The organism is Silanimonas sp. (assembly GCF_027531545.1).
GTDB lineage: Bacteria > Pseudomonadota > Gammaproteobacteria > Xanthomonadales > Xanthomonadaceae > Silanimonas.
In genome coordinates, this window is sequence record NZ_JAPZSC010000018.1 from 226519 (window position 1) to 248772 (window position 22254).

At 71.6% G+C, this 22254-nt stretch carries 20 protein-coding genes; 19 read left to right on the forward strand and 1 reads right to left on the reverse strand.

The annotated features are described in order from the left end of the window. Positions 1 to 16: 16 nt before the first annotated feature. The 19 genes from fliF to O9280_RS12365 all read left to right on the forward strand — a co-directional run bounded on the left by fliF (position 17) and on the right by O9280_RS12365 (position 21276). Positions 17 to 1786, forward strand: coding sequence for a flagellar basal-body MS-ring/collar protein FliF (gene fliF / locus O9280_RS12275; protein ID WP_298343060.1), 1770 nt, complete (start codon positions 17 to 19; stop codon positions 1784 to 1786). Beyond that, on the forward strand, positions 1779 to 2786 hold the full coding sequence (fliG, locus tag O9280_RS12280; protein ID WP_298343062.1) for a flagellar motor switch protein FliG: 1008 nt from the start codon (positions 1779 to 1781) through the stop codon (positions 2784 to 2786). The genes fliF and fliG overlap by 8 nt, the downstream gene beginning before the upstream one ends. After that, a complete protein-coding gene (locus O9280_RS12285) occupies positions 2783 to 3358 on the forward strand; it encodes a FliH/SctL family protein (protein ID WP_298343065.1) in 576 nt (191 codons plus the stop codon). Before fliG ends, O9280_RS12285 begins: the two co-directional genes overlap by 4 nt. After that, positions 3355 to 4719 carry a FliI/YscN family ATPase gene (locus tag O9280_RS12290; protein WP_298343068.1) on the forward strand — a complete coding sequence of 455 codons (1365 nt, stop codon included), beginning with the start codon at positions 3355 to 3357 and terminating at the stop codon, positions 4717 to 4719. Before O9280_RS12285 ends, O9280_RS12290 begins: the two co-directional genes overlap by 4 nt. Further along, positions 4716 to 5162: a flagellar export protein FliJ gene (gene fliJ / locus O9280_RS12295; RefSeq protein ID WP_297865600.1), complete on the forward strand. Its 447-nt coding sequence runs from the start codon at positions 4716 to 4718 to the stop codon at positions 5160 to 5162. The genes O9280_RS12290 and fliJ overlap by 4 nt, the downstream gene beginning before the upstream one ends. Further along, positions 5159 to 6403, forward strand: a complete 1245-nt coding sequence (locus tag O9280_RS12300) for a flagellar hook-length control protein FliK (RefSeq protein WP_298343071.1) — start codon at positions 5159 to 5161, stop codon at positions 6401 to 6403. Before fliJ ends, O9280_RS12300 begins: the two co-directional genes overlap by 4 nt. 45 nt (positions 6404 to 6448) lie before the next feature. Beyond that, positions 6449 to 6781, forward strand: coding sequence for a hypothetical protein (locus tag O9280_RS12305; protein ID WP_298343074.1), 333 nt, complete (start codon positions 6449 to 6451; stop codon positions 6779 to 6781). A 124-nt stretch (positions 6782 to 6905) separates the two neighbouring features. Beyond that, positions 6906 to 7613: an RDD family protein gene (locus O9280_RS12310; RefSeq protein ID WP_298343076.1), complete on the forward strand. Its 708-nt coding sequence runs from the start codon at positions 6906 to 6908 to the stop codon at positions 7611 to 7613. Next, a complete protein-coding gene (locus tag O9280_RS12315) occupies positions 7606 to 8607 on the forward strand; it encodes a stage II sporulation protein M (RefSeq protein ID WP_298343079.1) in 1002 nt (333 codons plus the stop codon). The genes O9280_RS12310 and O9280_RS12315 overlap by 8 nt, the downstream gene beginning before the upstream one ends. Next, positions 8597 to 10156 carry a DUF4129 domain-containing protein gene (locus tag O9280_RS12320; protein WP_298343081.1) on the forward strand — a complete coding sequence of 520 codons (1560 nt, stop codon included), beginning with the start codon at positions 8597 to 8599 and terminating at the stop codon, positions 10154 to 10156. The genes O9280_RS12315 and O9280_RS12320 overlap by 11 nt, the downstream gene beginning before the upstream one ends. Continuing rightward, the gene (locus O9280_RS12325; RefSeq protein WP_298343084.1) at positions 10153 to 11325 is read left to right on the forward strand and encodes a DUF4350 domain-containing protein; all 1173 of its coding nucleotides are present in this window, start codon (positions 10153 to 10155) and stop codon (positions 11323 to 11325) included. Before O9280_RS12320 ends, O9280_RS12325 begins: the two co-directional genes overlap by 4 nt. A 38-nt stretch (positions 11326 to 11363) precedes the next feature. Further along, positions 11364 to 12353, forward strand: a complete 990-nt coding sequence (locus tag O9280_RS12330) for a MoxR family ATPase (protein ID WP_298343087.1) — start codon at positions 11364 to 11366, stop codon at positions 12351 to 12353. Next, entirely contained in the window at positions 12350 to 13654 is a 1305-nt protein-coding gene (locus tag O9280_RS12335) for a DUF58 domain-containing protein (protein WP_298343090.1), read from the forward strand. The genes O9280_RS12330 and O9280_RS12335 overlap by 4 nt, the downstream gene beginning before the upstream one ends. Before the next feature lie 114 nt (positions 13655 to 13768). After that, on the forward strand, positions 13769 to 14446 hold the full coding sequence (locus O9280_RS12340; protein WP_298343093.1) for a YIP1 family protein: 678 nt from the start codon (positions 13769 to 13771) through the stop codon (positions 14444 to 14446). A gap of 19 nt (positions 14447 to 14465) precedes the next feature. Further along, a complete protein-coding gene (locus O9280_RS12345; RefSeq protein WP_298343096.1) occupies positions 14466 to 15680 on the forward strand; it encodes an efflux RND transporter periplasmic adaptor subunit in 1215 nt (404 codons plus the stop codon). Continuing rightward, positions 15677 to 16354, forward strand: coding sequence for an ABC transporter ATP-binding protein (locus O9280_RS12350; RefSeq protein WP_298343099.1), 678 nt, complete (start codon positions 15677 to 15679; stop codon positions 16352 to 16354). The genes O9280_RS12345 and O9280_RS12350 overlap by 4 nt, the downstream gene beginning before the upstream one ends. Beyond that, positions 16354 to 17574, forward strand: a complete 1221-nt coding sequence (locus tag O9280_RS12355) for an ABC transporter permease (protein ID WP_298343102.1) — start codon at positions 16354 to 16356, stop codon at positions 17572 to 17574. The genes O9280_RS12350 and O9280_RS12355 overlap by 1 nt, the downstream gene beginning before the upstream one ends. Positions 17575 to 17645: 71 nt before the next feature. Continuing rightward, positions 17646 to 19004 (forward strand): amidohydrolase, encoded by a 1359-nt coding sequence (locus tag O9280_RS12360; protein ID WP_298343104.1) that lies wholly within the window; start codon positions 17646 to 17648, stop codon positions 19002 to 19004. Positions 19005 to 19008: 4 nt separating this feature from the next. Further along, positions 19009 to 21276 (forward strand): CHASE2 and HATPase_c domain-containing protein, encoded by a 2268-nt coding sequence (locus tag O9280_RS12365; RefSeq protein ID WP_298343106.1) that lies wholly within the window; start codon positions 19009 to 19011, stop codon positions 21274 to 21276. On the opposite strand, the gene O9280_RS12370 is transcribed toward O9280_RS12365, so the two are convergent. Then, positions 21265 to 22005 carry a response regulator transcription factor gene (locus tag O9280_RS12370; RefSeq protein WP_298343110.1) on the reverse strand — a complete coding sequence of 247 codons (741 nt, stop codon included), beginning with the start codon at positions 22003 to 22005 and terminating at the stop codon, positions 21265 to 21267. The two genes, O9280_RS12365 and O9280_RS12370, sit on opposite strands and share 12 nt — an antisense overlap. Positions 22006 to 22254: the final 249 nt, after the last annotated feature.

A 22254-nucleotide genomic window follows, 5' to 3' on the forward strand; every position in this document is an offset into this window, starting at 1 on the left:
GGCACGGACCGAACCCATGAATGCCGTTGTCGTCCCGCAATCCCCACCGTCTTCGCCCGGCCTGATCGCACAGATCGGCCAGGCCGGCCTGATGCGCCAGCTGTGGACGATGGGCCTGCTCACGCTGGCGATCGCCGGCGGGCTGTGGGCGTTCTTCTGGTTGCAGAAGCCGGCACTCGTGACGGTGCAAAGCGGCATCGACGCCGCGACCGCCGCCGAGTTCGCCGATGCGCTGCGCGGCGCGCAGATTCCCGTCGAGATCAATGCCGCCACCGGCGATGTGCAGGTGCCGGGTGAGCGCCTGCAGGAGGCGCGCATGGCGCTGGCCACCGCCGGCCTGAGCGGCAGTGACGGCCCCGGCATGGCCCTCATCGAGCGCGACCCCGGCTTCGGCGTGAGCCAGTTCGTCGAGACCGCCCGCTACCAGCGCGCGCTCGAAAGCGAGCTCGCCAAGACCATCAAGCAGCTGCGGCCGATCCGCGAGGCCCGCGTGCACCTCGCCTTGCCGCGTCCCTCGGCGTTCACGCGCCAGCAGCAGCCGGCGGCCGCCTCGGTGGTGATCGGCCTGCTGCCCGGCCGCTTCATGAAGCCCGACGAAGTTCAGGCCATCCAGCATCTCGTCGCCAACGGCATCCCGAACCTCACGCCGGACCGCGTCACCGTCGTCGATGAATCCGGCCGCCTGCTGACGCGTGACAAGCCGGACAGCGCGGGCGCCATCAGCGCCGAGCAGTTCGCCCTGACGCGCGAGAAGGAATCCTCGCTGGCGGCCAAAGTCGCCGGCCTGATCGAACCCCTGGTCGGCGTGGGCCGCGTGCGCAGCGAAGTGGCCATCGACATGGACTTCGCCACCGTCGAGGAGGCGCGCGAGATCTACACGCCGGAATCCGGCCAGCTGCGCAGCGAGCAGGTGAACGAAGAGCGTCGCGCCGAAGCCGCCGACCGCGGCGTGCCGGGCGCTACCAGCAATACGCCGCCGGGCCCGGATGCCGCGGCACCGGCCGATCCCGCCGCCGACCCGGCCGCCCCGGACCCCGCCGCGACCGCCGCCGCCGGCAACGCCGCGCCGGTCGATGGTGGCGCCAGCGAAACGGCGAGCAGCCGCACGCGCAACTTCGAACTCGACCGGACGCTCACGCACACCCGCCAGCCGGTGGGCCGCGTGAAGCGCATCACCGTCGCCGTCGTGCTCGACAACGTGCCGAACGTGCCGGCGCCGCTGGCCGAGGGCGAGGAAGCGCCCGAGGGCGAGCCCGCCCCGTTCCGTGCGCTCAGCGCCGACGAACTGGGCCGCATCGAGGCGCTGGTGAAACAGGCCGTCGGCTTCAACGAGCAGCGCGGCGACGTCGTCACCGTGGTCAACGCGCCCTTCATCGTGCCGGAGCCGCTGGAAGAGATCGCTGCGCCGATCTGGGAGAACCCGCTCGTCTGGCAGATCGGCCGCATCGCCATCGGCGCGCTGCTGGTGCTGCTGCTGATCTTCCTCGTCATCCGCCCGGCCATGAAGCAGCTGCTGGCCGTTCCCGTCCGTAACGCCGACGAGAACAGCCCGGCGTATGCTGCCGATGGCACCCCGCTGCTGCCTGGCAGCGCCGGTGCCGCGGGGCAGGCCGCGCTGCCGCCGGGGGCTCCCGGCACGGCGCTCGCGCTGCCCGGGCAGGCCGGCGCCGGATTCGCGCCGCCGACCAGCATCGAAGGCAAGATCGAGTACGCGCGCAATGCCGTCAAAGAGGATCCGCGCCGCGTCGCCCAGGTCGTGAAGGAATGGATGGCGAACGATGCCTGACAAGAAGAGCGAATTCAGCGGCGTCGAGAAGGCCGCGATCCTGATGCTTTCGCTCGGCGAGGTCGAAGCCGCCGAGGTGCTCAAGCACATGTCGGCGAAGGAAGTGCAGAAGGTCGGCCAGGCCATGGCCGGGGTCGGTGCCGTCTCGCGCGAGCAGATCGAGGCCGTCGTCGGCGAGTTCGCCACCGCGCTCGACAAGCAGACCTCCGTGGGCGTCGGTGCCGATGACTACGTGCGCAAGGTGCTGGTGCAGGCGCTCGGCGAGGACAAGGCCGGCAGCGTCATCGACCGCATCCTGCTCGGGCGCAACAGCTCGGGCATGGAGATGCTGAAGTGGATGGACCCGCGCGCGATCGCCGACCTGATCCGCAACGAGCATCCGCAGATCATGGCCATCGTGATGTCGCATCTCGAGCCCGACCAGGCCGCCGAGACGCTGAGGAGCTTCCCCGAGCGTGTGCGCGCCGACGTGGTGCTGCGCGTGGCCACGCTCGACAACGTTCCGCCGGTGGCGTTGAACGAACTGAACGAGGTGATGGAGAAGCAGTTCGCCGGTTCGCAGAACAGCAAGGCCACCACCATCGGCGGCATCAAGACGGCCGCGAACATCCTCAACTTCGTCGAGACCGGGCAGGACCAGATCATCCTCGGTGCCATCGGCAAGATCGACCAGGCGCTGTCGGACCAGATCCAGGACCTGATGTTCGTGTTCGACGACCTCGCGGGCGTCGACGACAAATCGATGCAGGCCATCCTGCGCGAAGTGCCCGGCGACCGCCTGCCGCTGGCCCTGCGCGGCGGCTCGCCCGAGGTCAAGGAGAAGGTGCTCAAGAACATGTCGCAGCGCGCCGCCGCCATACTCAAGGAAGACATGGACGATCGCGGCCCGGTCAAACTCAGCGATGTCGAAGCCGCGCAGAAGGAAATCCTCGCCATCGTCCGTCGTCTCGCGGACGAAGGCACCATCAGCCTCGGTGGCGCGAAAGAGGAGTTCGTGTGAGCGACGCCGCCGCCCTCTGGCGTGTACCGGCGCTCGACGCGCCGCCGCCGCCGAAGCCGCCCTCGATCGACGAGCTGCAGCGCATCGAGGACGCCGCGCGCAAGGAAGGTTTCGAAGCCGGCCGCCGCGAAGGCTTCAAGGCCGGCGAGGCCGAGGTGCGCAAGCTGGTCGCGCAGATCGAAGGCGTCGTCGAAGCCATGGCACGGCCCCTTGGCCGCCTCGATGACGAGGTGCATGCCGCGCTCGGGCAGATGGCCGTGCGCATCGCCGGTGCGCTGATCGGCCGCGCCTACGAGGCCGACCCGGAGTTGCTCGCGCAGCTGGTGCGCACCGCCATCGATGCGGTGGGCCCCGGCCAGCGCGACATCGAACTGCGCGTGCATCCCGAGGACGCCAAGGTGCTGCAGCCGTGGTTGCCGCAGTGGCCGGATGCCCGCGTCATCACCGACCCGCAGCTGGCGCGCGGCGACGTGCGCATCCATGGCGACGGCGTGCGCATCGACGCACGCACCGATTCGCGCCTGCAGGCGGCGCTCGCCGCCGTGCTTAATCCCGTGGGCGGCGGCGCATGAGCACGGCCACCGGCCAACTGCTGGCCTCGCGCGACGCCCGGCTTGCGGCGCGTCTGTCCACCCTCGAACCCCAGCTCGATCGCCTCGGCACCGTGCGCGAAGGCGTGCTGCGCCGCGCCGTCGGGCTCACGCTGGAAGCCGAAGGCTGCGAAGTGCCGCTCGGCTCCGCCGTGCGCATCGAAGCGCAGGGTGGCCAGTTCGTCGAGGCGGAAGTCGTTGGCTTCGCCGGCGACAAGACCTTCCTGATGCCCACCACCGACCTGCACGGCCTGCTGCCGCGCGCGCGCGTGGTGCCGGGCTGGGCGCGCGGGCGCGTGGCGGTGGGCGAGGGCCTGCTCGGCCGCGTCATCGACAGCGATGGCCACGCGCTCGACGGCCGGCCGCCGCCGCGCCCCGACGGCTACACCGGGCTCACCGGCGTGCCCTTGAACCCGCTCGCCCGCGAGCCGATCACCCAGGGCCTCGATGTCGGCGTGCGCGCGATCAACGCGATGCTGCCGATTGGCCGCGGCCAGCGCGTCGGCCTGTTCGCCGGTTCCGGTGTGGGTAAATCGACGCTGCTGGGCATGATGACCAAGTACACGCAGGCCGACGTCGTCGTGGTCGGGCTGATCGGCGAACGTGGTCGCGAAGTGCGCGATTTCGTCGAAAGCACGCTCGGCCCCGCGGGCCTGAAGCGCGCCGTCGTCGTCGCCTCGCCCGCCGATCGTCCGCCATTGGCGCGCATCCATGGTGCGCTGCGCGCCACCGCCATCGCCGAGTATTTCCGCGACCAGGGCTTGAACGTGCTGCTGCTGATGGATTCGCTGACGCGCTTCGCCCAGGCGCAGCGCGAGATCGGCCTTTCCATCGGCGAGCCGCCCACCACGCGCGGCTACCCGCCGTCGGTGTTCGCGCGCCTGCCCGGCCTCGTCGAGCGGGCCGGCATGGGCCCAGCCGGGCGCGGTTCGATCACCGCGTTCTACACCGTGCTCACCGAAGGCGACGACCAGCAGGAACCCATCGCCGATGCCGCGCGCGCCATCCTCGACGGCCACATCGTGCTGGATCGCCGCATCGCCGATTCCGGCCTCTACCCGGCCATCGACATCGAGCGTTCGGTGTCGCGCGTCGTCACCGAGATCGCCGACCTCGCCACGCGCGAGCGCATCCGTCGCCTCAAGCGGCTGATGGCGGCGTACTCCGCGCAGCGCGACCTGATCGCCATCGGCGCCTACCAGCGCGGCGCCGACCCGCTGGTGGATGAAGCCATCGCGCGCTGGCCGGCCATCCAGGCCTTCCTCGGCCAGGACGTGCACGAAGGCGCCAGCCTCGAATCCAGCAAGGCCGCGCTGGCCCAGCTGCTGGAGGCCAGCCCGTGAATTCCAAGCGCCTCGACCCGCTGATCCGCCGCGCCGAGAGCCGCGAGGATGCGCTCGCCAAGGAGCTCGCCAAGCGCGTGCAGGCGCACCAGCAGCAGGCGCAGCGCCTCGGCGATCTCGAGCGCTTCCGCGGCGAGTACGAAGCCCCGCCCGTGCCCGGCACCGCCGTCTCGGCCAGCCAGCTGCTCAACCGTGCGGCCTTCCTCGCCAAGATCGACGACGCCGTGGTGACGCAGCAGAAACACATCGCCACCAGCGAGGAGTCGCTGGCCATCGAACGCACGCGCCTGCTGCTCGCCAGCCGCGACAAGCTGGTGCTGGAGAAGCTCGCGGCGAGCTACCGCAGCGTCGAGCTCAAGGCCGAGGAGCGCCGCGACCAGAGCGTTCTCGACGACCTCGGTGCCCGTGCGCACCGCGAACGCCAGACCAAGGACACGCCATGACGCTGCCCAGCTTCTCCGCCGCGCTCGGTGCGCCTTCGACGACGCCCATGCCCGCTCTTGCCGACGGGCCAGCGCCCGACGGCGCCGGCGCAACGACGGATGCCGCACCGGGCGGCTTCGCCGCCGTGCTGGATGAAGCCGCGGCGAGCCTCGATGCGCTGGCCGCGAACGTGCTCGAAGGCGCGATGCCCGTGCTGCAGGCGCTGCCCGAAGTGCCGGTACCGACGCTTCCTTCGGCCGCTGCGATCGCGACGGCGCTCCCAACGACACTGCCGACGACACTCGCCACCCTTGATGCGGGCACCGGTCCGGCGACGTCGAGCGATGCCGGCCTCGACGCCGCGGCGCCGCCACCCGGTTGGCCGCCGCCGGGCCTGTCGTCCCTGTTCCCCGGCAGCCCCGTGCTCGCTGCCCAAGCCGGCGCGCAGGCCGCGGCATCGACGCTGGCCTCGGCGCGTGGTTTCGCGCTCGGCGCCCTGCTCCCCGAGGCCGTCGATGCACGCCTGCCCGACAGCACCAGCCCCTCGCCGGCCACCGGGCTCGCGCTCGACAAAGGCGTGGCGTCGACGATGGTCGCCACCGCGATGCCGATGCCGCAAGCGAACGCCGCGGGCCCCGATGCCTTGGCCGCCGCGCTGGCGCGCCAACCGGCGCCGCTGCGCTTGCCGGTGTCCGACGACAGCGATGCGTCGTCCCTCACCGCACTCACCGAAACGCTGGGCCTCGAACGGGCGCCGGACGCCGCGCCTCTCGCGCCGACGTTGCCCGCGCCTGCCCTGCACAAGCTCGACCTCGCCGCGGCCTTTCCGGCCCCGGTGCCGCTGCCCTCGCCGCGCTTCGCCGAAGAGGTGGGCGCGCGCCTGCAGTGGATCGCCGAGCAGCAGGGCGGCGAAGCCACGCTGCGCATCAGTCCCGATGGCCTCGGCCCGGTCGAGATCCGTTTGAAGCTCGACGGCGATCGCGTGGAGCTCGGCTTCACCGCCACCCAGCAGGACACCCGCCAGGCCCTGCAGGACGCGCTGCCGAAGCTGCGCGAGATGCTCGCGCAGCAGGGCCTGCAGCTGGGGCAGGCCGATGTCGGGCAGAAGCATGCGCAGTCGTCGAACGATGACGCAGCGAAGACCGCGAAGGGTTTCGCGGGCGACGACGAGGGCGAAGCGATCGTGCTTGCCACACCGGCTCGGGAAGCCCATGTGCTCATTGGTCGCGGTGGGCGTGGGGTGCTCGATCTTTACGCGTAAGCGGTGTCAGGATGCCGACTGTCCGCTGCCAAACAGACGCATCGCATGGCGGCACTTGACGCCCTCCCGGTCCTGACTTTCCTCGCTTCCGGCCTTTGCATCGCCAAGCTCAATCGCTTGACGGGTGAATTCCTCGATCGCTTGTGGCGCCTCGTTCCTGCGGCGATGAAGAACCGGCCACCCACGCTCTGGGCGTCCGGGGAAGCGCTGGCGTTCGTGCTTTCCTTCAGAGTGCCCGACCGTTATCCGGTCGACCTCAACCGACTGCATCAACGTGCGATGACTTGCCTCGGTCTGGTCGGCGCCATGCTCGGCGGGGTATTCCTGTTTTGGATCGGCCAAGCCGTGTGGACTGCTGTAAACGCTCCGGGGCGCTGAGGGGCCTGATCCTTCTCGGATTTCGAAGCACGCTGCCGGCTGCTACAGTCCCGACGACCCCCCCCACTCCGCTTTCGATGGATCGCCCGCTCCCTCCCGCTCCCTCATCGCCCCGGACGCCGCGATGAGTGAAGCCCCCCCGCTCGACACCCTTCGCCAAGTCGAAACGCCGGAAGGCGTGGCGCTGGTGCTGCGTGCTGCCGGCGCCGTGCCGCGGGCGCTGGCCTGGCTGATCGACCTCGCCGTGCGCGCCACGGTGTACTTCAGCGCCGCGACCGTGCTCGGCCTCGCCGGCGAGACCGGCGCGGGCGTGATGCTGCTGCTGCTTTTCGTGCTCACGTGGGGCTACCCGATCCTGTTCGAGGTGCTCTGGCACGGGCAGACGCCCGGCAAGCGCGCCCTCGGCCTGCGCGTGCTGCGCGGCGACGGCGCGCCGGTGGGTTGGCTGGCCTCGATCACGCGGAACTTCCTGCGCACCGTCGACATGCTGCCGGTGCTCTACGGCGCGGGGCTGGTGAGCATGCTGGCCGACGCGCATTCGCGCCGCCTCGGCGATCTCGTGGCCGACACCGTCGTTGTCTACGTCGACCCGCCGCGCCGCCCCAGCGTGCTGCCGCCGGGCGAGGTGCAGCGCTGGCCGGTGCCGCTCGGTGTCGAGGAACAGCAGGCCCTGGTGGCCTTCGGCGAGCGCAGCCGGGCCTTGAGCGTGGCGCGGCAGAACGAGCTCTGCGAGCACCTCTCGCCGGTGACCGGCCTGCAGGGCGACGCGGCGCGTGAGCGCGTGCTGGCGGCGGCGCGCTGGTTGGCCGGACGGAGCGCGGGCGATGCGTAGGCAGGAGCCCTTCGTCGCCCACCACGCGGGGGAATGGGCGCAGCTCGCCGACTGGCTCGACCGTCGCGAATCCGATGCGCCGCTCAAGCGCCCGCCGCCCGAGGCGGGCGTGCTCGCCGATGCGGATTTCCCCGCGCGCTACCGCCGCGTGTGCCAGCACTTGGCGCTGGCCAAGCAGCGCGGCTACAGCCCGGCCGTGGTCGAGCCGCTGCAGGGGCTGGTCGAACGCGGGCACCGCCAGCTGTATCGCCCGCCGCGCCCGCGCTGGCGCGCGGCCTGGGATTTCGTGCTGGCCGGTTTCCCGCGCCTCGTGCGCAAGCACGCCGGCTGCATGGCGCTCTCGGCGGCGCTGTTCCTCGTGCCGCTGGTGGGCGTGTTCACGCTGCTGCAGTTCCGCCCGGACGCGGCGTGGCTGCTGTTCGACGCCTCGATGCTGGCGCAGGCGGAAGCCATGTACGACCCGGCCGCCGAGCACTTCGGTCGTGATCGCGGTGCCGACGGCGATTTCCAGATGTTCGGCTTCTACGTGATGAACAACATCAGCATCGGCTTCCGCAGCTTCGCGTCCGGCCTGCCGGCGGGCCTTGGCGCGCTGTACGTGATGGTGTTCAACGGCGTCACGATCGGCGGCATCGCCGGGCACCTGCATGTGTCCGGTTACGGCGACACCTTCTGGCGCTTCGTCGTCACGCATGGCGCGCCGGAACTCACCGCCATCGTCATCGCCGGTGGCGCCGGTCTGCGCATCGGGCTCTCGCTGATCGCGCCGGGCCGCCTGCGCCGCCGCGACGCGCTGGTCGAGGCCGGCCGCGACGGCGCCAAGCTCTGCCTCGGCGTGTTCGTGATGCTGCTGCTGGCGGCCTTCATCGAGGCCTTCTGGTCGTCGAAGTCGGACCTGCCGGATCTCGTGCGCTTCCCGCTGGCGGCGGCGCTCTGGGCCGCCATCTTCTGGTGGCTGGCGATGGGTGGGCGAGGGCGCCGCGATGCGGATTGACCGCCTCGGCATCGCGCTGCGCGCGCGCACCTCGTGGGAGGCCGTCGATCTCGGCATCGCCCTGGCACGCCAGCACGCGCGGGTCTGGCTCGGGCCGTGGCTGCTCTGCGCCTGCGTGCTCTGCGCGCTGCTGCTGGGCCTGGGGCATCTGCTCGGCTGGCTGTGGCTGGCGCCGCTGATGCTGTGGTGGCTGAAGCCCGCCCTCGACCGCATTCCGCTGTTCGTGCTGTCGCGAGCGGTGTTTGGCCATGAGCCGACGCGCGCCGAGGTGTATCGCGCCGCATGGGGCTGGGGCTGGGGCCCGACGCTGCCGCGCCTCCTGTGGCTGCGCTTCGACCCGTTCCGCGCGCTCTCCTTGCCCAGTGATCTGCTCGAAGGCCTGCCGCGTGCCGAGCGCGGCCAGCGCCGCAGCCTGCTGCGCCGCGACGGGGCACCGCAGGCGGCCGGGCTGTGGCTGCTGCTGCCGTGGTTCGAGCTGGTGCTGGTGGCCAGTGTCTGGGCGCTGGTGGGCTTGATGATCCCGCTGGAATGGTGGGAAGCCCGTGGCGGGGATTGGATGGGTGCGCTGGGCAACGACGCCACGCCGTGGCTCGACCTCGTCCTCAACGCCGTGGGTTGCGTCGGCGTGCTGGTGATCGAACCGTTCTTCGTCGCCGCCGGCTTCGGCCTGTACTTGAGCCGCCGCGTGCACCTCGAAGCCTGGGACCTCGAGCTCGGCTTCAAGCGCATGGCCGCGCGCGCCGTGGCAGCCGGTCGCGGTGCAGGCGGCGTGCTCGTGCTGCTGCTCGCGGTGCTGGCGATGCCGACGGCGCTCGATGCGAAAGAGAAGGTGGCGAAGTCGCTCGACCTGCCCGAGCGCGCGACTCGGCTGCCCGAGGGCTTCGCCGATGACGCGCAGACCGCGCGCCTGGATGCGGCGTTGCGCGAGGCGCGCGACGATGCCTCGCTCGGCGGCACCAAGACGGTGCAGCGCTGGCGCATGAAGGACCTGCTCTCCGACCTCGACGAGGAACAGGCGCAGCCCCTGATCGACTGGCGCGAAAAGCTGGGCGAGCTCGTTGGCCGCCTCGTGGGCATGGCGGCGGAACTGCTGCTGTGGACCGTGGCCCTGTTGGCGTTGGCCTACGTGCTCTGGCGCTATCGCGATTGGTTGCCGTGGCGGCGCGAGCCTGCGGCGGAACGGCATGCGCCGCCGCCGCTGCGCCACCGGGGCCTCGCGCCGGAGGACGTCGCCGCTGCGCCGGAACTGCTGCAGCGCGCGCGTGCGGCATGGGCGCGCGGCGAGGCCCGCGAGGCTTTCGCCTGCCTGTACCGCGCCGGCCTGCGCGAGGTGTCTGCGCGACGTCCGCGGCCGCTACCGCCCGGCACCACCGAAGGCGAGCTGCTACGCGCCGCGCGCACGCTGGCGCATGCGCCGGCCGCCGAGCACGTGCGGCGTCTCGTGCAGGCCTGGCGCGCCGTGGCCTACGCCGGCGCGCGCCCCGATGCCGCGGCCTTCGAGGCCCTGATCGCCGCGTGGCCCGATGCCTTCGGCGAGGCCCGCGCATGACGCCTCGCCGTCGCAACCTCGCCATCGGCGCGGCCGCCTTGGTCTTCATCGGCCTGATGGTCGGGGCCTTCTTCGCCACCCACGAGCGTGTCACCGTCGAGCAGCCCACGCCGCCCACCGCGGAAGCGCGCGCGAACCCGCTGCATGGGCTCACGCTGGCCTTGCGCGCCGCCGGGCAGGCCGTGGTGCTGAAGGGGCATGTCGATTTCCGTCGCACCCCGCCGCCGCCGCGCGGCACGCTGGTGCTGCTGTACCCGGGAGCGCAGGTGGAAACCGACGACGACAGCTGGGCCCTGCTGGACTGGGTGGAGCAGGGCGGACGCCTCGTGCTGCCCATGCCTTCCGGCGATGCCGCGCCCTCGCTCTCCGCGATGCTCGGCGACAGCCTCGGCGTCGAAGCCTTGCGCGGTGCTGCGGCGGAGATCGACTGCCCGCGCCTCCGGCTCGCCGAGGGCGTGACGGAGACGGTGTGCGGCACCCCGTTCGCAGTGACGGAGGTGGGCGACGACGCCCTCGTGTGGCCGAAGGCCGGCCACGCCCGCATCGCCCGCCTGCGTTACGGCGAGGGCGAAGTGCTGGTGCTGAGCGAGCTCGACGCCTTCACCAACCGCCGGCTTTCGCCCCTCGGCACCACGGCCGATGCCGAGGCCGATGCCGAGCGGCAGCAGCGACGCGACGCGCAGACGCGCCTGATGGCGCAGCTGGCCGGCGCCTGGGTGGACGGCGAAGCGGTGTGGATCCTCAGCCACCGCGGTGGCTCGCTGGCCGCGCTGCTGTGGCGCGAAGGTTGGCCGGTGATGCTCGGCCTCGCGCTGGCCCTGCTGGCGTGGTTGCGCTGGGCCAGCCAGCGCCTTGGCCCGACGGTGCCAGCGCCGGCCGCGCATCGCCGCGCGCTGATGGAGCACATCGACGCCGCCGGGCAGTTCGCCTTCCGCAACGACCACGGCGCCTCCCTGCATGCCGCGCTGCGCGACGCCGTGCTCGAACGCCTCGCCCAGCGCCACGCCCTCGCCCGCCTCGACGAGGCCACGCTGGCGCGGGCCTTGGCCGACCGCAGCCGCGTCCCCGTCGACGTCGTCACCGCGGCGCTCGTGCTGCCGCACCGCGCCACGCCCGACCAGTTCCGCGAGGCCGTCGCCACGCTCGCCACCCTGCTGCACCGACTCTGATCCCTTCTACCGCCTCGCCACCCGAACCGGACCCGCGCATGAGCCCCGACCATCCCGCCCCGCCGCCGCTGCCCTTCGCCGAACTCGCCGACCGCGTCGCCGCGGTGCGCCGCGAGATCGGCCAGGCCTTCATCGGCCAGGACGCCGTCCTCGACCAGCTGCTGTTGGCGCTGCTTGGCGGCGGCCACGTGCTGATCGAAGGCGTGCCCGGCCTCGGCAAGACCCTGCTGGTGCGCGCGCTGGCCGCCGTGATGCGCTGCCAGTTCTCGCGCGTGCAGTTCACGCCCGACCTCATGCCCAGCGACGTCAGCGGCCACGCCGTCTACGACCCGAAGACCGAGACCTTCAGCGTTCGCCGTGGCCCGGTGTTCACCAACCTGCTGCTCGCCGACGAGATCAACCGCGCTCCGGCGAAGACGCAGTCGGCCCTGCTCGAAGCCATGCAGGAGCAGCAGGTGACGATCGAAGGCCAGAGCTTCCCGCTCGCTGCGCCCTTCATGACCATCGCCACGCAGAACCCGGTCGAGCAGGAAGGCACCTACCCGCTGCCGGAAGCCCAGCTCGACCGCTTCCTGCTGAAGATCCTGATCGGCTACCCCTCGCTCGCCGACGAAGTGCGCATGGTCGAAGCGATCAGCACCGGCCGTGCGCGCGCCGACTTCGATCTCTCCACGCTGAAGGCCCTGCTCGCGCCCGAGGACGTGGTGGCGATGCAGCAGGCGGTCGCGTCGGTGCGCGTCGATGCCGCCGTGCTCGACTACGCGGTGCGCCTCGTGCACGCCACCCGCGAGTGGCCCGGCATCGCCCTGGGCGCGGGCCCGCGCGGCAGCCTCGCGCTGGTGCGCCTCGCGCGCGCGCAAGCAGCGATCGAAGGCCGCGACTTCGTCTTACCCGACGACGTGCGCGACGTGCTGCTGCCGGCGCTGCGCCACCGCATCGCCCTGAGCCCGGAACTGCAGCTCGAAGGCCAGTCGCCGGATGCGGTGCTCTCGGCCTTGCGTGAACGGGTGAAGGCTCCGCAGAAGTGAGGCCGACCCGCGCCACCATCGCGCTGCTGGCCGTTTGGGGCTTCGTGGGCCTGGCGATTCCGCTCGCCGGCCTCGCGACGCTGCATTGGCTGTGGGCCGGCGGCGTGCTCGGCCTCGCACTGCTGCTCGATGCCGTGGCGCTGTCGCGCCAGCCGTCGCCCGCGTTCGAGCGACAGATGCCGGCGGTGCTGCCCTTGGGCCCGTGGGCGAGCGTCACGCTGCGGCTGAGCAACACCGCCCGCGGCGCCTTGCGCGGCACGCTGCACGACGGCCACCCCGGTGACTGGGCCGTGGAGGACCAGCCGCGGCGCTTGAGCATCGCCGCGCGCGAGGTGCTGGAGCTTGCCTACCGAACGCTGCCGCCACGTCGCGGTGAAGCGGCGTTCGAGCCCGCCTGGTGGCGGCAGGTTTCGACGCTGCGGCTCTGGACGCAGACGCGGCGCCTCGGCACGACCACGCCGGTGCGCGTGTTCCCGAACTTCGCCCCGCTCGCCGGGCTCGCCCTGCACACCGCCGAGCAGGCCACGCGGATGACCGGCGCGCACCTCGCGCGGCGTCGCGGCGACGGCACCGAGTTCCACCAGATGCGCGAGTACCGCACCGGCGACAGCCTGCGGCAGATCGATTGGAAGGCCACCGCGCGCGCGCGCCGGCTGATCTCGCGCGAGTACCAGGAAGAGAAGAACCAGCGCGTCACCCTGCTGCTCGACTGCGGGCGTCGCCTGCTCGCGGAAGACGGCGGGCTCACGCACTTCGACCACGCCCTCAACGCCGCCCTGCTGGTGGCGTACACGGCCCTGCGGCAGGGCGACGCCGTGGCCCTGCAGACCTTCGGCGCGGTCGACCGCAGCGTGCCGCCGGTGCGCGGCGTCGGCGGGTTGGACGCGCTGGTGGAGGCGACCTTCGACGTGCAGCCGGCGCCCGTCGCCGCCGATTACCTCGAAGCCGCGCGCCGCGTGCTGGCGCAGAACGCGCGCCGCAGCCTCGTCCTCGTGATCACCAACGTGCGCGACGAGGATGCCGACGACCTGCTCGCCGGGCTCGAACTGCTGCAGCGCCGGCATCTCGTCTGCGTGGCTTCGTTGCGCGAAAGCGCGCTCGACGCCGCGATGGCGGCCGAGCCGGCGCGATTCGAGGACGCGTTGCGCCTCGGCGCCACCCAGCAGTACCTCGCCTCGCGGAAGCGCGCCCACGCGCAGCTGCGGGCGCGTCGCATCGATGTCCTGGACGTGCGCTGCGAGCAGCTGCCCGCGGCCCTCGTGCAGCACTACCTCGCCATCAAGCGGGCCGGGCGGCTGTAAGGGCCGGGCGTGCGATGGCGTATCACGGACATGACCTCCGTCACTTCCACCCCTCGGCGCCAGGCCACAGTCTGAGCTCGAGGACTCTCCCTCCACGCATTGGGGAATGCGCGCATGAAACTCGTCGACATCTTCCTTGACCCGGCCAAGGTCTTCACGGCCGAAAAGGACAAGCCCACCTTCCTCCTGCCGATGGCGATCATGGTCGCCGTGTCGGCCGGGATGATCCTCGCCTACTACCTGCGCGTGGATCCCGTGTGGTTCCAGGACTTCTCGCTGACGATGATGGGCCAGGAGATGACGCCGGCCGAGATCGCCCAGGCCAAGCAGTTCATGCCCAGCGCGAAGGTGCAGGGCTACATCGGCGCCGCCGCCACGCTGATCTTCGTGCCGATCATGTATGCCGTGTTCGCGCTGTACTTCTTCCTCGCCGGCAAGATCGCCGGCGCTGGGCTCTCGTACAAGCACGGCCTGTCGCTGGCCACGTGGGCGGCGATGCCGACCGCGCTCGGCGCGCTCGTCGCCACCATCAGCGCGCTGACGATGGCGCCGCAGACGCCGCTGCACGCCATCTCCTTGACGCGCATCGACCCGCTGCTGGTGCAGCTGCCCTTCGACCATGCGCTCAGCACTCTCGCCAAGGGCTTCGACCTGCTCGGCCTCTGGGCCATCGCCCTGGGCGCCATCGGCTGGAGGGCCTTCACGCGCAGCGGCTGGGCCTCGGCCGTGGTCGTCGCCGCGCTGCCTTCGGTGCTGATCTACGGCATCTGGCTGCTGATCGCCCTGCTCTGACCCTCCCGGCCCCTCGTCCATGCGCATTCCGAAGAAAGCCTTGATCGCGGGCGGCATCGTCCTGCTCCTCGCCCTGCCCTTCATCGCCAAGCGCGGTGGCGGCGACGCGGTGGAGGTGCAGGCCGCGACCGCCGCGCCGCAGGCCATCCGCCCCACCATCCTGGCCTCCGGCACGCTGGCCTTCCGCACCGAGGTGAAGCTCACCGCGGAAGTGCTGGCCCAGGTCAGCGAGGTGCTGGTGAAGGACGGCGACCGCGTGCAGCGCGGCCAGGTGCTGCTGCGCCTCGACCCGGAGACCTACCGCAACGCCATCGAGCGCGAGGAGGCCAGCCGTCGGCAGGCCCTGATCAGCATCGAGCGCCAGCGCGTGACGCTGGCGCTTCGCGAGAAGCAGTTCGAGCGCTACCAGCGGCTGGCCGACGCACAGACGATCGACCGCGCGCGCTTCGACGAGGAGAAGAACCAGCTCGAGCTCGCGCGCATCGAACTGAAGAGCAGCGAGGAATCGCTCAAGCGTTCCGAGGCCATCCTCGCCGACGCCCGCGAGACCCTGCAGAAGACGGAAGTGGTGGCACCGATCGACGGCACCGTGGTGGGCGTCACCATCAAGGCCGGCGAGACCGCCGTGCCGTCGACGCAGGCCTTCGCCGGCGCGCAGCTGATGACCATCGCCGACACCAGCGCCATCGAGGCGCGGCTGAGGGTCGACGAGGGCGATATCGCCAAGGTCGCGGCCGGCCAGAAGGTCGATGTCTATCCGGCGGCTTTCCCCGACACCGCCGTGCCCGGCGTGGTGAGGCAGGTGGCCTTGGCGCCGATCCTCGAGAACCAGGGTCGCGCCTATGAGGTCATTGCCGAACTCACGCCGCCGGAAGGCTTGGCCATGCGCTCCGGCATGAGCGCGCGCGCCGACCTGTTCCTTGGCGATGGCGCGTCGACGCTCGCCGTGCCCGTGGAGGCGGTGATCGCCAGCGAGCCCGAGCCGCGCAAGACCGCCCACCACGTGTGGCGCATCGTCGACGGCAAGGTGAACAAGATCGAAGTGCAGGTGGGCGAGGCCGACGACCGCTGGCAGGCCATCACCTCGGGTCTTTCCGAGGGTGATCGCGTGGTCTCGGGCCCGGGCCGTGCGCTGCGCCAGCTGATGGACGGCGGCAGCGTCAAGGAGATCGAGGCCAAGCACGACGAGGACGCCGAGGACGAAGACACCGACGCCGAGGACGACGCCGGGTGATCGAGCTCGTCGGCATCCACAAGCACTACCTGATGGGCGACCAGGAGGTCCGCGCCCTCGACGGCGTCGACCTCTTCATCGACCGCAACGAGTACGTCGCGTTGATCGGCCCCTCCGGCTCCGGCAAGTCGACGCTGATGAACCTGCTCGGCTGCCTCGACACGCCGAGTGCCGGCCACTACCTGCTCAACGGCCGCGACACCGCGACGCTCGACGACAACGAGTTGGCGCACGTGCGCAACCGTGAAGTGGGCTTCGTGTTCCAGAGCTTCCACCTGCTGCCGCGCATGAGCGTGCTCGACAACGTGATGCAGCCGCTGGTCTACCGCGGCCTGCCGCGCGCCGAGCGTCGCCGCCGCGCCGTGGAATCGCTGGAGCGCGTGGGCCTGGGCAACCGCCTCGACCACCGGCCGAACCAGCTCTCCGGCGGCCAGCGCCAGCGTGTGGCCGTGGCCCGCGCGCTGGTGGGTGAACCGTCCCTGTTGTTGGCGGACGAACCCACCGGCAACCTCGATTCGCGCACGTCCTCCGAGATCATGGCGCTGTTCGACGCGCTGCACGCGCAGGGCCAGACCGTCGTCGTCGTGACCCATGAACCCGATATCGCCGCGCATTGCCACCGCACCGTGCGCATCGGCGACGGTCGCATCGTCGAAGACCGGAGGACGCGCTGATGCAGGCCCTGCTCGAAGCCTTCCGCGCGGCGCTGGCCAGCCTGATGGCCAACCGCATGCGCAGCGTGCTCACCACGCTCGGCATCGTCATCGGCACCGGCTCGGTGATCGCCGTCGTGTCGCTGGTGCAGGGGTTCTCGGCCTCGATCAAGAACCAGCTCGCCGACCTCGGCGGCAGCACGCTGACCCTGCAGGCTGTCAACACCAACGAGAACTTCCAGAGCGGCCGGCTCAACTACATCACCTTCGACGACCTCGACGTGCTGCGCTACCGCGTGCCCGGCGTCGGCCAGGTGGCGCCGATCCTCGCGGTGAACGTGCCCGGCATCAGCTACCAGGGCCGCACGGTCACGGCGCAGGTGCAGGCCAGCAACGCCGATTACGCGGCGGTGTACGCACGCTGGCCGGTGAAGGGCCGCTTCCTCGCGCCGGCGGACGATCGTGGCCGCCGCAAAGTGGCGGTGATCGGCGACAAGCTTCGCGTCGACCTCGACCTGCCCGAAGACCCGATCGGCGAATACATCCGCATCGGCAACGAGTGGTTCAAGGTGATCGGCCTGATGGAGAAGCAGGGCGACCTGCTCGGCTTCAGCCTCGACAACTACCTGATCATCCCCTTCGACGTCGGCCGCTCGATGATGGGCGCGAGCAACCGCCCCTTCATGCAGGCGAGCTTCACCGTGCCCGACCTCGAGCAGGTGAACACGGTGCGTGAGCGCGTGACCCGCGCGATCCGCACCGCGCGCCGCACGCCGGCCAGCGAGGGCAACACCTTCAAGGTCGAAGCGGCCGACGCCTTCGTGAAGCAGTTCGACCAGATCGCCGGCACGGCCACGCTGGTGGTCGGCGGCGTCGTCGGGATCAGCCTGCTCGTGGGCGGCATCGGCATCATGAACATCATGCTGGTGTCGGTGACCGAGCGGACCCGCGAGATCGGCATCCTCAAGGCGCTGGGCGCCACGCGGCGCGACATCCTCGTGCAGTTCCTGCTCGAAGCCGCGATGCTCGCCCTGCTCGGCGGAATCATCGGAATCATCCTGGGCATTGCTGCGGGCGTGGGCATCGCCGCGATGATCCCGGGCTTCCCGCCGGCCTCGGTGCCGATCTGGGTGATCGCCGCGGCGGCCGGATTCTCGGCCCTGGTGGGCGTCATCTTCGGCATCATGCCGGCCTCGAAGGCCGCGGGGCTCGACCCGATCGAGGCGCTGCGCTACGAGTAGCGCCGCCGCCCCCTCGCCGTGGGATGGTTCCTGCGTATGCTTCGGCTTTCCTGAAGCGATCCGCCACGACCATGCCGCTGCCCCGCGCCGTCGCCCTCCGACTTGCTCCGCTCGCCGTGCTCGCGTCCGCGCTGGCCTTCGCGCCGTCCGCCGCCCACGCGGCACCGGCCACCGCCGCGCCGCTCGATGCGGCCATCGCCGAGGTGCTGCCCGAGCTCACCGCGTGGCGGCGCGACATCCACCAGCACCCCGAGCTCGGCACGCTGGAAACGCGTACCGCCGCCAAGGCCGCCGCGCATCTGCGGGGCCTTGGCCTCGAGGTACGCGAAGGCCTCGGCGTCACCGGCCTTGCCGCCATCCTCAAGGGCGGGAAGCCCGGCCCGCGCATCGCGCTGCGCGCCGACATGGACGCGCTGCCCGTTACCGAAGCCACCGGCCTGCCGTTCGCGTCGACGGTGCGCACGACCTACCGCGGGCAGGACGTGGGCGTGATGCACGCCTGCGGCCACGATGCCCATGTCGCCCTGCTGATGGCCGCGGCCGAGATCCTCGTCGGCATGAAGGACGAGCTACCCGGCGAAGTGATGTTCGTGTTCCAGCCGGCCGAGGAAGGCCCGCCGCAGCCCGGGCAGATCGTCGGCGCAAAGGCGATGATCGACGACGGCCTGTTCGCCGATTGGAAACCCGACGCCATCTACGGCCTGCACGTGTGGGCGGCGCTGCCGGCCGGCACGGTGGGTTACCGCAGCGGCCCGACGATGGCCTCGGTCGATGAATGGAACCTCGTCATCCGCGGGCGGCAGACCCACGGCGCGCGTCCCTGGGACGGCATCGATCCTGTCACCATCGCGGCGCAGGTGCAGATGGCGATGCAGACCATCGTCTCGCGCCAGACCGACATCGTGCGTTCGCCCGTGGTGCTCTCCACGGGCCAAGTGCAGGCCGGCGTGCGCTTCAACATCATCCCCGACGAGGCGCGCATGGCCGGCACGCTGCGCGCTTTCGACGACGGCGTGCGCGCCGACGTGATCGCGCGCTTCGAACGCACCGCGAAGGCAATCGCCGAGTCGGCCGGCGCGACCGCCGAGCTCAGCGTCAACCTCAATGCGCCGCTCACCGCGAATACCGCCGAGCGCGCGGAGCGTGGCGGTGCGGCATTGCGCGCGGCGCTGGGCGAGGACAAGGTCGTGGAGATGCCGCTGCTGACGATCGGCGAGGACTTCTCGCAGTTCAGCACGGTCGCTCCGACGTTCTACTGGTTCGTCGGCAGCACCGGCCCGGGCATCGACCCGCGTCGCGCGCCGATGAACCACTCGCCGGAATTCCTGTTCGACGAATCGGCGTTGGAGCCGGGTCTGCGCAGCCTGCTGGCCGTGGCGCTCGACGCCCTGCATTCACCGCCGCCCGCGGCGCCGTCCGCCGCCCGCTGAGTCGATGCGCCGCCTGCCGATCCACGCGCTGGTCATCCCGTCGCTGGCCGCCCTGCTGGTCGGCTTCAACCTGCTGGCGCCGTTCGACACGCGGGTGTACGACCAGCTGATGCGCCTGCACCAGCGCGAGGCGCCGCCGGAGATCGTGCTCGTGCACATCGACGGCGAAGCCGAGCGCCGCTACCCCGACTTCATCGATCGCCGGCCGCTGGCGGTGGCCCGCCTCGTCGATCGCCTGAACCAGGTGAAGCCGCGCGTGATCGGCGCCTACCTCGCCTTCGACCCGCGCGATCCGCGCGACCGCGAAGGCCTCGGCGTGCTGCGCGAAGCGCTGGCCCGCCATGGCAACACGGTCGGCAAGGCCTTCGTGGGCGACACCGCGCACCAGAGCGCCGAGGAAGCCTTCCGCGCCGCCGAGAAGGTGGGCTTCCGCACCCTGGGCCTGCAGCTCATCGCCACCGGCGACGACAACGTCATCCGTGGCAGCTTCCATGCCGCGCCGCTGGCCGGCGCGCTGCGGCCGAGCTTCGCCGTCGCCCTGCTGCAGCAGGCCGGCGACCTCGTGCCCGAGGAGCGCCGCGCGGCCCTGCAGGCCGCGTTCGACTCGCCCACCGTCGCCGAGGACGCCTACGTCTTCGCCTTCCTGGGCGGTGGCGGCACCGTGCGTCGGGTCAGCGCCGCCGACGTGCTCGATGGCGAGGTGCATCCGGACGTCTGGCGCGACCGCCTCGTCATCATCGGGCAGTCCGAGCAGGACACCGAGATCAACCTCACCACGGCCGTCTCGGGCTGGGCCGAACACGGCCTCACGGTCGATGAGTACGAGGCGCAGGCGACCGCGGCCCTGCTCACCGGCCACGTGTTCCGCGTGCTCGCCCCGTCGACCGACGCGGCCATCGTCGGCGGCGTGCTGCTGCTCTTCGCCCTGGCCCTGAACCACCTGCGCCAGCGCCGCGCCGCGGTGTTCGCGGTCGGCTTCCTCGTCCTCGTGGGGGTGGCCTACCTCGTGGCCTACCGCATGCTGCTGTGGCTGCCGCCGGTGGCGCTGGCGATCGCCTTGCCCGTCCAGGTGTTCGTCGAAGTGATCCATCGCTACGTGCGCTCGGCCTCGATGCTGGCCGCCGAGATCGCCGTGCTGCGCCGCGAAGCCACCGCGCCGCCGGCCACGCGCCGCGGCTTCGATTTCGACGAGGCGCTGGCCGCGGTGCGCCAGGCCGTCGCGAGCATCCGTCGCCAGCGCGAGTACGTGCATCGGCTGATCGACGTGCAGCCGGCCGCCATCATCGTCATCGACGGCCAGCAGCGCCTGCGCCTCGGCAACGCCCAGGCCGTGGCCTGGCGCACCGACCCCGAGGCGCCGATGGGCACGCTGCGCGACTGGCTGGCTGCGGTCGACCTGCGCCTGCCGGCCGACGCTGGGCAGTACGTGGGCGCCGGCAGCGCGCGCCTGCTGGCGCAGTGCGGCGAACGCGAGGTGGTGGTCGCCTTCGAACCCTTGCCCGGCGGCCGCGAGCCCGACCAGCACGACACCCTGGTCTGCGTCACCGAGCTCACCGGCCTGATGGCCGACCAGCGCGAGCGCCAGGCCGCCATCGATTTCCTCTCCCATGACCTGCGCGCGCCGGCGCATGCGCTGGTGGAGCTCTGCGAAGGCGTGCTGGCCGATCCCACCCTGACGCCGTCCACCCAGCAGGTGCTGCGCAGTGCCGAGCGGCTCTCCCGCCGCATGGTGCAGATGGCGACGACCTACCTCGATTTCGTGCGCTCGGCCTCGCCGGAAGCCTTCACCCGCGCCGAGCCGGTGCTGCTCGCCGACGTGGTGCTCGAAGCGGTCGAGACCAGCACGCCGGAAGCCACGGCGAAGCAGGTGCGGCTGGAGCTGGCCCTCGACGACCAGGAGGCCGGCTGGGTGATCGGCGACGCGGCCCTGCTGCGCCGCGCGGTCGAGAACCTGCTGAGCAACGCCGTGAAGGTGACCCCGCCCGGCGGGCATGTGGACGTGCGCGTGGAACGCCGGCGCGAGGCGCTGGCCATCGTGGTCCGCGACGGCGGCCCGGGCATCGCCCCGTCGCGGCGCAGCCAGCTGTTCCAGCGCTTCGGGCCTCTGGCGCGCACGCCGAAGTCGTCGACGCGCTCGGTGGGCCTGGGCCTTGCCATGGTGATGAGCGTGGTGGCGCGCCACCGCGGCACCGTCTTCGTCGACAACCCGCCGGAGGGCGGCGCCGAGTTCCGCATCGAGCTGCCGCTCGAGCGCGAGGCTTCAGTCGCCTGAGGCGCCGGCCGCCGCGGGGGCGAGTTCCAGCCGGTAGCCTTCGCGATAGACGTTCGAGAGGCGCAGGCCGTTCTCCGCGAACATCAGCTTGCGTCGCAGCGTGTACAGGTGGGTGTCGAGCGTCCGGGCCGAGCCGCCGAGGTCACGGCCCCAGATGGCGGCCACCAGTTCCTCGCGCCGCACCAGCCGGTCGCGATGCAGGAACAGGTACCAGGCGAGGTCGAATTCCTTCGGCTGCAGTTCGATGCGCTCGCCGTCGCGGCTGAGCTCACGCGAAGCGCCATCGATCCGGTAGGGGCCGAACTCCACCCGCAGCGGGGCCGTGGTCGCGCCCTGGAAGCGTCGCGTCACGGCGGCGATCCGGGCCAGCAGGACGGTCGCCGAGGTCGGCTTGATGATGTAGTCGTCGGCGCCGACGGCCAGCGCCTCGACGATGCGCTCGTCGTCGTCGAAGCGGCTGAAGATGATGATCGGCGCCCGGCGGCCGACGGAGCGGTGGACCCAGCCCACGAGGGCGGTGCCCTCGGTGTCGGGCAGGTGCCAGTCGAACAGGAACAGTTCGTGCCGCGCCTCGCGGACCTCGGACATGAACTGCACGCCCTCGGTGAACCACTCCACCTCGTGGCCGGCGGCCCGCAGGGCGGCGATCGCGCGTTCCGCCTCGATCCGGTCGTCCTCCACCAGGGCCACGCGCAGCGGCGGGTGCGCCGTCACCATCGGGGTGCTCATGCGCGGCGGCTCCCGGGGTGGGGGGAGGCGGGCGTCGCGAAGCGGGGCGGGCAGGCGGGCATGGCGTCGAGTGTGGCGATCGATCCCGGCGAAGTGAAGCCGCGCAGAAAAAGAAAACCCGACCACGGCGGGGGCCGGGTCGGGCTCGGAGGGGGTACGACCACCAAGCAGCACGGTCGCAGGACAGGGCGGAAGCGAAGGCCGGGGGGGTGCCTCGCGTCGCGCCGCTCGAAGCGTATCGAACCGCTC